The sequence below is a fragment of the Microbacterium sp. 18062 genome (genome assembly GCF_902706225.1).
Lineage (GTDB): Bacteria > Actinomycetota > Actinomycetes > Actinomycetales > Microbacteriaceae > Microbacterium.
Genome location: NZ_CACSKB010000006.1, coordinates 1 through 13,090 on the forward strand (window position 1 = coordinate 1; position 13,090 = coordinate 13,090).

Below are 13,090 nucleotides of genomic sequence, written 5' to 3' on the forward strand. Positions count from 1 at the left end.
CCCCGCCCCCGTGTCCGCGCACTGCACCCCCGCCGCCGCGCACGGTCACGGCTCTCCCGCGCACGAGTCCTGTGCGCACGGTCATGGCCATCGGCCGAACGACCACGGTGCGCATCAGGGGGCGTCGGCCACCGATCACGGCGCCCACGAACGTCGCTGAGCCGTGAACGATGTCCTGCATCTGTGGGCGCTCGCTCCCGCCGCCGCCTCGGCCTGCTGCGTCGCGGCGGACCGCCGGCGGGTGCGGGCGCCCGAGCTCGCGTCGGCCGTGGGGATGCTCCTGGCGATGCTCGACAGTGCGACCGGCACCGTGGTGCCGCCGGCCTACTGGGCGGGCATGCTCATTGCGGCCGCGGTCGTGCTCGCCGCCCACCGCAGCCCGCGGCGAAGGCGACGGATGCGGCCGGCCGTCTCCGCCGTCATGACCGTGCACACGACGCTCGGGCTGGTGCTGATGGCCGCGATCATGCTGGCGATGGCTCCCGCGCAGCCGGTCGCGACGACCGCACACGTCCACGGGGCGTCGACCGTCGTGGCCGGCGCGCTGGTCGCGGGCGCCGCGGGGTTCGCCGCCTGGTCGGCGATCGAGTGCGCACGTTCGCACGCGCCGCTCGAGCGCGCCCAGCTCGGGACGATGGGCCTGGCCACGCTCGTGATGGGCGTCGCCGTTCTGGTCTGAGCGGCGCTCTGACGCATCGCCCGGCCTGCCCCCTCGAGCACCCCCGTGACAGGATGAGCGCGTGACCTCACGCCTCATGCTCCTCGACTCCGCGTCCCTCTACTTCCGGGCGTACTACGGCGTGCCCGAGTCGGTCACCGCCCCCGACGGCACGGCCGTCAACGCGGTGCGCGGTTTCCTCGACATCATCGCGAAGCTCGTCGGCACGTACCGGCCGACGCACCTGGTCGCCTGCTGGGACGACGACTGGCGCCCGCAATGGCGCGTCGATCTCATCCCCACCTACAAGACCCACCGCGTGGTCGAGGTCGTCGCGGGCGGCCCCGACGTGGAAGAGGTGCCCGACCCGCTGGAGGCACAGGTCCCCCTCATCCTCGAGGCGCTGGCCCTTCTCGGAATCCCCGTCGCTGGCGCGGCCGAGCACGAGGCCGACGATGTGATCGGGACCCTGGCGACGGATGCGGGACTGCCCGTCGACATCGTCACCGGCGACCGGGACCTGTTCCAGCTCGTGGATGACGACGCCGAGGTGCGCGTCGTCTACACGGCCCGCGGCATGAGCAACCTCGAGGTCGTGACCGACGAGACGATCCGCGGCCGGTACGGGGTGCATGCGGCACAGTACGTCGACTTCGCCGTCCTGCGTGGCGATGCATCCGACGGCCTCCCCGGCGTCGCCGGTATCGGCGAGAAGACCGCCGCGGCCCTGCTCGCCGCCCACGGCGACCTCTCCGGCATCGCGGCGGCCGCGGATCGCGGCGAAGGCATGACCGCCGGCGTCCGCGCGAAGGTGCTCGCCGGCGCCGACTATCTCGCTGTCGCTCCGGCCGTCGTGCGCGTGGTGCGCGACCTCCCGCTCGAGATCCCGGACCCCCGCCTCGCACCGATCCTCGCGGATGCGGCGGCCGACGCCGCGGCCTTCGCCGCTCGCTGGGGACTCGGCGCCGCCTTCGAACGCGCGGCGGCCGCCATCGCCGCGATCAGCGACACCCCGTAGGTCGGCGACACCCAGCAGGCGACGGCAAGGCCCGTCCGCATCCACGAGGGATGCCGTCCAGCCGCCGCCGGCGCACCCTCCCGGCCCGGGAACGGCGGGCCCGCACCGTGGTGGTGCGGGCCCGCCGTCCGGGTCGGGCCTAGGAGCCGGCGACGGCCGATCGCTTCACGACGACCGGAACCGAGGCGAGCCGATGGAGCGCCGTGCCGAACAGGATCGACAGGACGCCGATGCCCATGGCGAACGCGGCGACACCGAAGGACACGACCGAGGTGAACAGCGATGCTCGCAGGAACGACGCGTTCATCATCGTCGCGCGGACCGGGTCCTCCCGGTCGAGCTCGGCGTACGTCTGACCGCCGGACGCCTCCATCGCGTGGTGCTGGATGATGTCGGCCTGCACGAACGCGGTGAAGGGCCCGGCGACCGTCTGTCCCTGGAAGGCGATCGCGTCGTCCGGGACGGTGATGTTCTCCGCCCGGAGCTGCGACGAGACCATGATCCAGACGACCGCGCCGACCACGATCAGCGCGATCCCGCCGAGGATCCCGAGGATGCCGACGACTTTGACCAGCCCCACCTTCTTCACGGGGGCTTCGACGGCATCGACCGTGGCTGCTGTGGTGTCGGACATGAGCGTTCCTCCTCGGGATCGCGGCTATTGTCCCCATGCTAAGAGGTCAGACCACATCCGTCAATGGTCTGCGGGCCGTGAGAAACACGATCCGGTCCCGCAGCGTCACGCGTGCCGCGTCAGCGGCGCGTGGTCCATGACCATCCGGGACAGACCCGAGGTCTCCCCTCTCCGGGGGAGACTCTCGCATCAGCTTCTCGGGGCCCCTTGCGGGGCACTCCGCGGGGTGCGAAAGCCCGGTCGCTGCCCTTCGTCTCGTCGCTTCGCTCCTCGCTCAGGGACCGAGAGGACGAGACTCTCGCATCAGCCCGCGAGCTCCCTGGTGGTCTCGACCCACCGCGCGAGCGTCGCCTCGGCCGCACCGCTGTCGATCGCCGCCGCGGCGGCATCCCTCGCCTCCGCGAGACGGACGAGGATCGGGCGCTGCGCCTGTGCCGGGTCGTGCGAGAGCCGATACGCCGCGATCCCCGCGGCGGTGTTCAGGAGCACGATGTCGCGCACCGGCCCCGGCTCCCCGGCGAGCACCTGCCGCACCACCGCGGCGTTGTACTCCGGATCCGCGCCGATCAGGTCGTCGATGCTCGCGAGCGGGATGTCCAGATCACGCGGATCGAGGTCGTGCTCGTGGATGTCGCCCCGTGAGACCTCCCAGATGCGGCTGTGACCGGTGGTCGTGAGCTCGTCCAGGCCGTCGTCCCCACGGAAGACCAGTGCCGTCGCCCCGCGCGTGCGGAACACGCCGGTGATCAACGGCACTCGGTCGAGCTGCGCCACGCCCACCGCGTTCGCCTCCGCGCGCGCCGGGTTGCACAGCGGCCCGAGGAAGTTGAAGACCGTCGGCACGCCGAGCTCGGCGCGCGTCGGGCCGGCGTGCCGGAACCCGGGATGGAACGCGGCCGCGAAGGCGAACGTGATCCCGCAACGCGCGAGCGTCTCGGCGACGGCCTCCGGCGAGAGCGTCAGATCGATTCCGAGCGCGCGGAGGACGTCCGACGACCCCGAGGACGAGCTCGCGGCCTTGTTTCCGTGCTTGACCACAGGGATGCCCGAGGAGGCGGCCACGATCGCCGACATCGACGAGATGTTCACCGTGCCGAATCGATCACCGCCGGTGCCGACGATGTCCAGGACGCGGGAGTCGACCGGCAGGGGAAGCGCCGCCTCGAGGATCGCGTCGCGGAACCCGACGATCTCGTCCACCGTCTCGCCCTTAGCGCGCAACGCGATGAGGAAGCCGGCCAGCTGCGACGGAGTCGCCTCCCCCGCCATCACTCGGCGCATCGCCCACGTCGACTCCGAGACGCTGAGGTCGGCTCCGTCGAGAAGTCGCGTGAGTATCGTCGGCCAGTCGCGGAGGTCCACCATGACTCAGAATCCTATCGAGGGCCCCGCCCCGCCGCGCACCGCGGGAAACGCCCGATGGCGGGCGGACTCCCGGCGAGCTCACCCGGTTTTCTTAGGTTCCCCTAAGCTTCGACGCGGCCCGCACAAGGGTCCACGGTGCAAGAATCGGCCCCGGATATCGGTCATAATGGGGACTGTGACGACCCCAGCGACGTATTCCCAGGCCCTGCGCAAGGTCAAGAGGCCCGACCCGGTCGCCGTCGGCACGATCGTCTGGCTCGGCAGCGAGGTCATGTTCTTCGCGGGTCTGTTCGCGATCTACTTCACGCTCCGCAGCACGTCTCCCGAGCTGTGGGCCCAGGAGTCGTCGCTGCTCAACGTGCCCTTCGCGACGGTGAACACGATCATCCTCGTGCTCTCCTCCGTGACCTGCCAGATGGGCGTGTTCGCCGCCGAGCGCTTCCAGCCCTACCGCACCGCCCGCAACCCGCTGAGGTGGGGAATGGTCGAGTGGTTCTTCCTCAGCTTCTTCCTCGGCGCGGTCTTCGTGTCGGGTCAGGTGTGGGAGTACGCCCAGCTCGTCGCCGAGGGCATGCCGATCGCGGCGAACGCCTACGCGTCGGCGTTCTACCTCACGACCGGCTTCCACGCCCTGCACGTGACGGGCGGCCTGGTCGCGTTCCTCCTCGTCATCGGGCGCGCGTACGCCGTCAAGAACTTCGGGCGCAAGGAGATGACCACCTCGATCGTCGTGTCGTACTACTGGCACTTCGTCGACGTGGTCTGGATCGCCCTGTTCCTCGTCATCTACTTCCTGCGATAGAGCGGAGCACCACCACCTCATGGCACGAGAGAAGAAGCGCCGCCAGTCCGGTCGTCGCAGTCCCCTGGCCGCCGCTGCCCTCATCGGCATCGGCCTGCTGCTGACGGGCGGCGTGTACGCCGGCGCGTCGGCCGCGATGGCCGCGACGACCGACACGTCCGCCGCGGCATCCTCCCTCACCGTCGAAGACGGCAAGAAGCTCTTCCAGGCGAACTGCGCGACCTGCCACGGTCTCGACCTGCAGGGCACCGAGAACGGTCCGTCGCTCTACGGCGTCGGCGAGCTCGCCGTGCACTTCCAGGTCTCGACCGGCCGCATGCCGCTGCAGGCACAGGCTCCCCAGGCACCGCAGAAGCCGGTGCAGTTCACGGCGGAGCAGACCGCGGCGATGGCGGAGTTCGTCCAGTCGATCGCCCCCGGCCCCACCTACCCCGACGACGAGATCCTCGACGGCGACGGCGACGTCTCGAACGGCGCGGAGCTGTTCCGCATCAACTGCGCGATGTGCCACAACGTCGCCGGAGCCGGCGGTGCGCTCACCGAGGGCAAGTACGCCCCGAGCCTGCACACGACGAGCGCGCTGAACATCTACGCCGCCATGGTGACGGGCCCGCAGAACATGCCCGTGTTCAGCGACATGAACCTCACGGCGGAGGACAAGCGGGACATCATCTCGGCCCTCCTCTACATGCAGGACAACGAGTCGCCCGGCGGATTCACGCTCGGCTCTCTCGGCCCCGTCTCCGAGGGCCTGTTCATCTGGATCTTCGGTATCGGCTCGCTCATCGCGATCACGGTGTGGATCACCGCGAAGTCGAACTGACCGTCCCCCATCGACCATACGGAACGTACGAGGAGCACCATGGCACACGAGGGCGATCCGCTCGAGCACGAGAGGGCTTCCTGGAAGCCGTCGCGTGGTCTCGCTGTGGCAGTGTCCGACCCGGTGCACAACCCCGGCCTGCCGCCGCACCGGGAGCGCATCACGGACAAGGACCCGGCGGCGATGAAGCGCGCTGTGCGCACGGTCTACACGCTCTTCTACCTGTCGGTCGCCGCATCCATCTGGGCCGTCGTCGCCTACATGGTGTTCCCGATCGAGGACGGCTCGATCACCGCCATCCGCGACAACAACCTGTTCATCGGACTCGGCATCGCCTTCGCGCTGCTGGCCATCGGCGTGGGCGCGATCCACTGGTCGAAGGCGATCATGTCCGACAAGGAGTTCATCGAGCCCCGCCACGCGACCCGCGGACGTGATGAGACCCGTGAGGCCGTGGTGGCGAACTTCGCCGTCGCCAACGAGGAGTCCGGCTTCGGTCGCCGCGTGATGATCCGGAACTCGCTGCTCGCCGCCCTGGTCGCGTCCGTCGTCCCCGGCGTCGTGCTGTTCCGAGGTCTCGCCCCCGAGTCCAGCCCGGACGACCCCTACGCCGGCGATCCCGTGCACCTGCTCAGCCACACGATGTGGAAGGAGGGCACGCGCCTCGCGCACGACCCCAGCGGCCGCCCGATCAAGGCGTCCGACGTCACGCTCGGCTCGGCGTTCCACGTCATCCCCGAGGAGCTCGCCGACCTCAGCCATCACGACGGCTACCTCGAGGAGAAGGCCAAGGCCATCGTCCTGCTCATGCGCATGCCGCAGGAGGTGCTCGTCGAGACCGAGGAGCGCAAGGACTGGTCGTACGACGGCATCGTCGCCTACTCGAAGGTGTGCACGCACGTCGGCTGCCCCGTCGCGCTCTACGAGCAGCAGACGCACCATCTGCTCTGCCCATGCCATCAGTCGCAGTTCGATGTGTCCGACGGCGCGAAGGTCATCTTCGGCCCGGCCGCACGCGCGCTGCCCCAGCTGCCGATCACGGTCGACGACGAGGGCTACCTCGTCGCACGCAGCGACTTCACCGAACCCGTCGGCCCGAGCTTCTGGGAGCGTCATTGAGTACCGCCACTCACCCCACGGAGAACGTCACGCAGGAGCCTGCGTCGGGCGCCACGACGGCGACGGCCGACCGTGACGGCAAGCCGCTCGGCGGCCGTTTCGTCGGCGCCGCGGCGAACTACCTCGACGAGCGCACGAGTCTCTCGGGCCTGGTCAAGGAGCTCGGTCGCAAGATCTTCCCCGATCACTGGTCGTTCATGCTGGGCGAGATCGCCCTGTGGTCCTTCGTCGTCGTGCTCCTCTCGGGCACGTTCCTGACGTTCTTCTTCCAGGCGTCGATGGTCGAGACGCACTACTACGGCGCCTACGAGCCGATGCGTGGCATCGCGATGTCCGCGGCGCTCGAGTCGAGCCTCCACATCTCCTTCGACGTGCGCGGCGGCCTCCTCGTGCGTCAGATCCACCACTGGGCCGCGCTCGTGTTCGTCGCCGGCATCGGCGTGCACATGCTCCGCGTGTTCTTCACGGGCGCGTTCCGCAAGCCCCGCGAGCTGAACTGGGTGATCGGCTTCATCCTGTTCATCCTGGCGATGGCAGAGGGATTCACGGGCTACTCGCTCCCCGACGACCTGCTCTCGGGCAACGGCCTCCGCATCATCGACGGCATGGTCAAGGGCATCCCGCTCGTCGGGACCTGGATCTCGTTCCTGCTCTTCGGCGGCGAGTTCCCCGGAACAGACATCGTCGGCCGCCTCTACACGCTGCACATCCTGCTGCTGCCGGCGATCCTCATCGCCCTGCTCGCTCTGCACCTCGTGCTGATGATCATCAACAAGCACACGCAGTTCGCCGGCCCCGGGCGCACGAACAGCAACGTCGTCGGCTACCCGATGATGCCCGTCTACATGTCGAAGATGGGCGGGTTCTTCTTCATCACCTTCGGCGTGATCGTCCTGATCGCGTCGCTGTTCACGATCAACCCGATCTGGAACTACGGTCCATACGATCCCTCCCCCGTGTCGGCCGGCACCCAGCCCGACTGGTACATCGGCTTCGCCGACGGTGCCCTTCGTCTCGTGCCGCCGCACCTCGAGACGGTCTTCCTCGACCGCACGTGGTCGTGGAACATCCTGCTCCCGCTCGTCGTCATCGGCATCTTCATCGTGCTGGTGCTCATCTACCCCTTCATCGAGGCGTGGATCACCGGCGACAAGCGCGAGCACCACATCGCACAGCGTCCCCGCAACGCTGCCACGCGCACCGCGATCGGTGCGGCCGGCGTCACCTTCTACGCCGTGCTCTGGGCGGCGGCGTCCTCCGACATCATCGCGACCCATTTCTGGCTCACGATGGAGGGTGTCATCCACACCCTGCAGGCCCTGCTGATCCTCGGCCCGATCATCGCCTACTTCGTCACGAAGCGAATCTGCATCGCTCTTCAGAGGAAGGACCGCGAGATCGCGCTGCACGGCTACGAGTCCGGCCGGATCGTGCGCCTTCCGGGCGGCGAATACATCGAGGTCCACCAGCCGGTGGACGAGTACGAGCGCTGGAAGCTCGTCGACAACGAGGTGAACGAGCCGTTGGTGGTCCGCCCGAACGCTCAGGGCCGCATTCCGTGGCATGAGAACGTGCGCGCGTCCATCTCGCGCTGGTTCTTCGAGGACCGCCTCTCCCCACTGACGCAGGCCGAGATCGCCGCAGCGGTCGCCCACCAGCACCATGAGCTCGACCACATCGACGCCGAGGAGGCCGCGGAGATCGAAGGCGCCGCCGAACGCGCCGAGGCGGAGGGACGCCCGACCGTCTCGCTGCACGACAAGGCCGAGGTGGAGCTCCCCTCGCCGAAGGGTCTCGAAGAGATCAACAAGCCGAAGGACGACGACGCCAAGGGCTGAGTACTCCACGACGGAATGCCCCGGCCCTCGGATCGGGGCATTCCGCATTCTTCGATGTTCATGTCTGTAACACGGCCGTGACAGCGCCCCGATAGCGTGACGGGGTGCGAGTGATCATCATCGGCGCAGGCATCGGCGGAACGAGTGCGGGCATCGCCCTGCAGCGGCTCGGGCACGATGTGCGCATCTACGACCAGATCCGAGAGAACCGACCCGTCGGAGCGGCACTCTCCCTGTGGCCCAACGGCGTCAAGGTGCTCAACTGGCTGGGCCTGCGCGACGAGGTCGCCGCGCTCGGCGGTCGCATGGACACGATGGCATACGCCGACGGGCTCACCGGCGACAGCATGTGTCGGTTCAGCCTCGACCCGGTGACGGCGCAGACCGGTCAGCGCTCCTACCCCGTCGCCCGGGCGGACCTGCAGGCGCTTCTCATGGACGCCGTCGGGCCCGACCGCATCCGTCTCGGGATGCGGATGGTGGCGGTCGACCAGACCGAGGATGAGGTGACCGTCACCTTCGAGAACGGCGAGACCGCCACGGCCGACCTGGTCATCGGCGCGGACGGCGCTCGGTCGGCCACCCGCGACTACGTGCTCGGACGGCCCACCGAGCGCACCTACTCCGGCTACACCAACTTCAACGGCCTCGTCCCGGCCGATACCCGCATCGGACCGGTCGATCAGTGGACCACGTACGTGGCCGACGGAAAACGGGTGTCGGTCATGCCGGTGGCGGGCGACCGCTTCTACTTCTTCTGCGACGTCCCTCAGCCGTCCGGACTCGCCTACGACCGCGCCGACGGCGTCGCTCCCCTGCGCGCGGCGTTCGCGGGGTGGGCCCCGGGGGTGCAGACGCTGCTCGACGCGATCGACCCCGATGTCTCTCTCAACCGGGTGGAGATCTGGGATGTCGACCCCTTCCACACGTGGACCCGCGGCCGCGTCGCTCTCCTGGGGGACTCCGCCCACAACACCGCTCCCGACATCGGGCAGGGGGCATGCTCGGCGCTCGAGGACAGTTTCGTGCTCGGGCTCGTCTTCGCCACCACATCGCTGGGCGTGACCGACTCGCTGCGGCGCTACGAACGCGCGCGAACCGAACGCGCAGCCGATCTGGTCCTCCGCGCGCGCAAGCGCGCGGAGGAGACCCACGGTTTCGATCCGGAGACCACGGCGGCCTGGTATGAGGGCCTCCGCCGCGAGACCGGGGAGAACGTCATCCGAGGCATCGTCGGCAACATCGCGGACAGCCCGGTGACGATCGGCGGCCTGCTGACCTGACCGGGCAGGATTCCTTCGTTCTGCGACCGTCGCATGCTCCGCGACGCCGCAGCCCGGCCCGTAGGCTCGGAACCATGACCGATGCGCTCGCCCACTTCGCGTCCAAGCTCGCCCACGAGACGGATCCCTCCGATGTCTACGCCGCGCAGCGGGCGGGCAGGCCCGTCGTCCTCGTGGACGTCCGCGGGAGCGCGGCGTGGGCGCAGGGGCGCATCCGGGGTGCGATCCATATGCCGTACCGCGAGATCACCGAGCGGGCGCCGCAGGAGATCCCCGCCGGCACTCCGATCGTCGTGTACTGCTGGAGTCCCGGCTGCAACGCCGGCGCGAAGGGCGCCCACGAGTTCGCTCTCCTCGGCTACCCGGTCAGGGAGATGATGGGCGGCTTCGAGTACTGGGCACGGGAAGGACAGCCCGTGGAAGACGACGAGGGCGAGCTCCCCCGCACCTTCGACCCGCTCGTGATGGTCGTGCGCGACCGGGGATGAGCTGCCGCGCCCCTTCGTCTCGACACGTGCTCCTCGCTCCGGGGCCGAGAACGGGGGTCCGAGTCAGGCGATGACGTCCAGGTGCTCCTGGAACAGCTCGCCCGCGGAGCCGGCGAACATCGCCTGCTCCGCCGCGTCCGCCTCGCCCTCCTCCACATCACAGACGACCGCCGTCACGTTGTCGCGCGAGCCGGACTCGAGCGCGAGCCGGACGAGTGCGGAAGCAGCGGCGGCCACGTCACGGTGGCGCAGCAGCATCAGGCCGATCTCCTCGTCGTCGAGATAGTCGCTCACGCCGTCGCTGCATAGCAGCCAACGGTCGCCGACCACCGGGAAGCGCTCAGCGACCGACACGATGTCCTCCTCGCCGCCGCCGAGCGAGGCGGTGATGATGTTACGGCGCGGATGGGAGGCCGCGGCCTCCGGGGCCAGCAGCCCGCTGTCCACGAGCGCCTGCACGTAGGAGTCGTCGCGCGTCTGGCGCTCGAGCTGCGCATGGCGGAGAAGGTACGCGCGGGAGTCGCCGGTGTGGGCGAGCAGCAGTCGATCACCGGGCGCGACGAAGATGCCCGTGAACGTCGTCGCCATCCCCTGCAGCGTCGGATCGCGCCGGACATGGGCTCCGAGGTCCCAGTTCGCCTCGCGGATGCGCGCGAGCAGCTGTTCGGGGTCGGCCACCAGCAAGGGATCCGGAACGAGGCGGTGCACCAGCGCCGCCGACGCGAGGTCGCCGGAGGGGCCTCCGCCCACGCCGTCCGCGACGGCGGCGCCCCAGGACGCCGTGAAGGCGGCATCCTGGTTGGATGAACGATGCGGGCCGATGTCGGAGACGACGGCCGGTCTCAGCCGGATCGGCACGTGATCAGCGCGCGAAGTACCCGCGGTAGTACTCGAACACCCAGCCGACGATCGCGACGACGAAGATGCCGAGTCCGATCGGGACGAGCCAGGTGCCGACCGCGAGTCCGATCGCGGCGACGGCGGCGGATGCGGCGAGCACGAGCGGCCACCACGACCACGGGCTGAACTCGCCGAGCTCGGGGTCGCCGTCGTCGATGTCGGCCGTCAGGGTGTCCTCGGGCAGCTCACCGCCCTGGGACTTGTGCACGCGGTGGGTGTAGAAGCCGATCATCGCCGCCATCAGCGCCCCGAAGAGCATCGAGATCGACCCGACCCACTCGATCGCGTTCGGCCACGGCACGTCCGGGTGGGCGAGGATGTTCCAGCCCGTGTAGACGATGTCGATGAAGACGAAGAAGACGACGAGGATCCACCAGAGGTTGGTGTTGGTACGCACTTACTTGACCTCTCCGTCGGCGACGTCGACGACCGGGGCGTCGGGCGCGTCCTTCGCAGGGCCCACGCCGACCGGCACCGCCGCCTCCGGGTGGTTCAGATCGAACGCGGGACGCTCGCTGCGGATGCGCGGGATCGACGTGAAGTTGTGACGCGGCGGCGGGCAGGAGGTCGCCCACTCGAGCGATCCGCCGTAGCCCCACGGGTCGTTGACCGTGACCTTGGGGGCCTTCCGCGCCGTGATCCACACGTTGAACAGGAACGGGATGACCGAGGCGGCGAGCACCATCGAGCCGATGGTCGACACCTGGTTCTGCCAGGTCCACCCGTCGGCGCTGGAGTAGTCCGCGTAGCGGCGGACCATGCCGTCGACCCCCAGCCAGTGCTGGATGAGGAAGGTCATGTGGAAGCCGATGAACAGGATCCAGAAGTGGATGTAGCCGAGACGCTCGTTCAGCATCTTGCCGGTCCACTTCGGCCACCAGAAGTAGAAGCCGGCGAACATCGCGAACACGACCGTGCCGAAGACGACGTAGTGGAAGTGCGCGACGACGAAGTACGAGTCGGACAGCGCGAAATCGAGCGGCGGCGAGGCGAGGATGACGCCGGTCAGGCCGCCGAAGACGAAAGAGACGAGGAAGCCGAGCGCGAACACCATCGGTGTCTCGAAGGTCACGGACCCTCGCCAGAGGGTGCCGATCCAGTTGAAGATCTTCACGCCCGTCGGCACGGCGATGAGCATCGTCATGAAGGCGAAGAAGGGCAGCAGGACCGCACCGGTGACGTACATGTGGTGAGCCCACACGGCCACCGACAGGACGGCGATCGCGATCGTCGCGTAGATCAGCGTCTTGTACCCGAAGATCGGCTTTCGGCTGAAGACCGGGAAGATCTCCGAGACGATGCCGAAGAAGGGCAGCGCGATGATGTACACCTCGGGGTGGCCGAAGAACCAGAACAGGTGCTGCCAGAGCAGCACGCCGCCGTTCTGCGGATCGTAGATGTGCGCGCCGAGCACGCGGTCGGCGGCGGCGGCGAAGATCGCGGCGGCGAGCACGGGGAACGCGAGCAGGATCAGGATGCTCGTGACCAGCGTGTTCCAGGAGAAGATGGGCATCCGCCACATCGTCATGCCAGGAGCGCGCATCGTGATGATGGTCGTGATGAAGTTCACGGCTCCCAGGATCGTGCCGAACCCGCTGATGCCGAGGCCGAGCATCCAGAGGTTCCCCCCGGCACCCGGGGTGAACGACGCACTCGCGAGCGGCTGATACGCGAACCACCCGAACGAGGCGGCACCCGCCGGGGTGAGGAAGCCTGCCACCGCGATGGTCGATCCGAACAGGAACAGCCAGAAGGCGAACGCGTTCAGACGCGGGAACGCGACGTCGGGCGCACCGATCTGCAGCGGCAGGATCGCGTTCGCGAAGCCCGCGAACAGCGGGGTCGCGAACATCAGCAGCATGATCGTGCCGTGCATCGTGAACAGCTGGTTGTACTGCTCCTTGGTCGGGATGATCTGCATCCCGGGCTCGAAGAGCTCCGCACGGATGATGAGCGCCATCACGCCGCCCAGCAGGAAGAACAGGAACGACGCGATCAGGTACATGTACCCGATGGTCTTGTGGTCAGTGGAGGTGATCCACTTGACGATGATGTTGCCCTTCTGCTCGACACGCGACGTGCTGAGCAGAGCGGCCTGACGGGGAGGCAGCGTCGTCGGGCGGGACGGTGCCTTCTCCTGCGGTGGAAGCGTCGTCGCCATG

The 13,090-nt window shown here is 68.8% G+C and carries 13 protein-coding genes; 8 read left to right on the top strand and 5 right to left on the bottom strand.

Annotated features, from left to right (window positions below; genetic code table 11):
* The first annotated feature begins 163 nt into the window (after nt 1–163).
* Both GVL03_RS03535 and GVL03_RS03540 read left to right on the top strand, forming a co-directional pair.
* Nucleotides 164–679 carry a hypothetical protein gene (locus GVL03_RS03535; RefSeq protein ID WP_159499578.1) on the top strand — a complete coding sequence of 172 codons (516 nt, stop codon included), beginning with the start codon at nt 164–166 and terminating at the stop codon, nt 677–679.
* 61 nt (nt 680–740) lie between these two features.
* Entirely contained in the window at nt 741–1,676 is a 936-nt protein-coding gene (locus tag GVL03_RS03540) for a 5'-3' exonuclease (protein ID WP_159499580.1), read from the top strand.
* Nucleotides 1,677–1,815: 139 nt separating this feature from the next.
* Here GVL03_RS03540 and GVL03_RS03545 read toward each other — a convergent pair whose 3' ends face one another.
* Together GVL03_RS03545 and trpD are read right to left on the bottom strand one after the other, a co-directional pair.
* The gene (locus tag GVL03_RS03545) at nt 1,816–2,310 is read right to left on the bottom strand and encodes an aromatic ring-opening dioxygenase LigA (RefSeq protein ID WP_159499582.1); all 495 of its coding nucleotides are present in this window, start codon (nt 2,308–2,310) and stop codon (nt 1,816–1,818) included.
* A gap of 303 nt (nt 2,311–2,613) precedes the next feature.
* A complete protein-coding gene (gene trpD / locus GVL03_RS03550) occupies nt 2,614–3,675 on the bottom strand; it encodes an anthranilate phosphoribosyltransferase (RefSeq protein WP_159499584.1) in 1,062 nt (353 codons plus the stop codon).
* A 166-nt stretch (nt 3,676–3,841) separates the two neighbouring features.
* Between trpD and GVL03_RS03555 the strand changes: the two genes are divergently transcribed.
* The 6 genes from GVL03_RS03555 to GVL03_RS03580 all read left to right on the top strand — a co-directional run bounded on the left by GVL03_RS03555 (nt 3,842) and on the right by GVL03_RS03580 (nt 10,028).
* The gene (locus GVL03_RS03555) at nt 3,842–4,477 is read left to right on the top strand and encodes a heme-copper oxidase subunit III (RefSeq protein WP_159499586.1); all 636 of its coding nucleotides are present in this window, start codon (nt 3,842–3,844) and stop codon (nt 4,475–4,477) included.
* 19 nt (nt 4,478–4,496) lie between these two features.
* Nucleotides 4,497–5,300 carry a c-type cytochrome gene (locus tag GVL03_RS03560; protein ID WP_159499588.1) on the top strand — a complete coding sequence of 268 codons (804 nt, stop codon included), beginning with the start codon at nt 4,497–4,499 and terminating at the stop codon, nt 5,298–5,300.
* Between the two features lie 39 nt (nt 5,301–5,339).
* On the top strand, nt 5,340–6,419 hold the full coding sequence (locus tag GVL03_RS03565; protein ID WP_159499590.1) for a ubiquinol-cytochrome c reductase iron-sulfur subunit: 1,080 nt from the start codon (nt 5,340–5,342) through the stop codon (nt 6,417–6,419).
* The gene (locus GVL03_RS03570; protein WP_159499592.1) at nt 6,416–8,257 is read left to right on the top strand and encodes a cytochrome bc complex cytochrome b subunit; all 1,842 of its coding nucleotides are present in this window, start codon (nt 6,416–6,418) and stop codon (nt 8,255–8,257) included. Before GVL03_RS03565 ends, GVL03_RS03570 begins: the two co-directional genes overlap by 4 nt.
* A gap of 104 nt (nt 8,258–8,361) precedes the next feature.
* Nucleotides 8,362–9,540, top strand: coding sequence for an FAD-dependent urate hydroxylase HpxO (gene hpxO, locus GVL03_RS03575; protein WP_159499594.1), 1,179 nt, complete (start codon nt 8,362–8,364; stop codon nt 9,538–9,540).
* Between the two features lie 74 nt (nt 9,541–9,614).
* Entirely contained in the window at nt 9,615–10,028 is a 414-nt protein-coding gene (locus GVL03_RS03580) for a rhodanese-like domain-containing protein (protein ID WP_159499596.1), read from the top strand.
* A gap of 63 nt (nt 10,029–10,091) precedes the next feature.
* On the opposite strand, the gene GVL03_RS03585 is transcribed toward GVL03_RS03580, so the two are convergent.
* The 3 genes from GVL03_RS03585 to ctaD are packed head-to-tail and all read right to left on the bottom strand — an operon-like array spanning nt 10,092 to nt 13,089.
* Nucleotides 10,092–10,886, bottom strand: coding sequence for a PP2C family serine/threonine-protein phosphatase (locus tag GVL03_RS03585; protein ID WP_159499598.1), 795 nt, complete (start codon nt 10,884–10,886; stop codon nt 10,092–10,094).
* Nucleotides 10,887–10,890: 4 nt separating this feature from the next.
* Nucleotides 10,891–11,325 (bottom strand): cytochrome c oxidase subunit 4, encoded by a 435-nt coding sequence (locus GVL03_RS03590; protein ID WP_159499600.1) that lies wholly within the window; start codon nt 11,323–11,325, stop codon nt 10,891–10,893.
* On the bottom strand, nt 11,326–13,089 hold the full coding sequence (gene ctaD, locus GVL03_RS03595; RefSeq protein WP_159499602.1) for a cytochrome c oxidase subunit I: 1,764 nt from the start codon (nt 13,087–13,089) through the stop codon (nt 11,326–11,328).
* Between the last annotated feature and the right edge of the window lies 1 nt (nt 13,090).

Bases quoted from the DNA above. Each gene is read 5' to 3' on its own strand.
- GVL03_RS03545 (WP_159499582.1), bottom strand. From the start codon at position 2,310: ATGTCCGACACCACAGCAGCCACGGTCGATGCCGTCGAAGCCCCCGTG.
- trpD (WP_159499584.1), bottom strand. From the start codon at position 3,675: ATGGTGGACCTCCGCGACTGGCCGACGATACTCACGCGACTTCTCGAC.
- GVL03_RS03555 (WP_159499586.1), top strand. From the start codon at position 3,842: ATGGGGACTGTGACGACCCCAGCGACGTATTCCCAGGCCCTGCGCAAG.
- GVL03_RS03560 (WP_159499588.1), top strand. From the start codon at position 4,497: ATGGCACGAGAGAAGAAGCGCCGCCAGTCCGGTCGTCGCAGTCCCCTG.
- GVL03_RS03565 (WP_159499590.1), top strand. From the start codon at position 5,340: ATGGCACACGAGGGCGATCCGCTCGAGCACGAGAGGGCTTCCTGGAAG.
- GVL03_RS03580 (WP_159499596.1), top strand. From the start codon at position 9,615: ATGACCGATGCGCTCGCCCACTTCGCGTCCAAGCTCGCCCACGAGACG.
- ctaD (WP_159499602.1), bottom strand. From the start codon at position 13,089: ATGGCGACGACGCTTCCACCGCAGGAGAAGGCACCGTCCCGCCCGACG.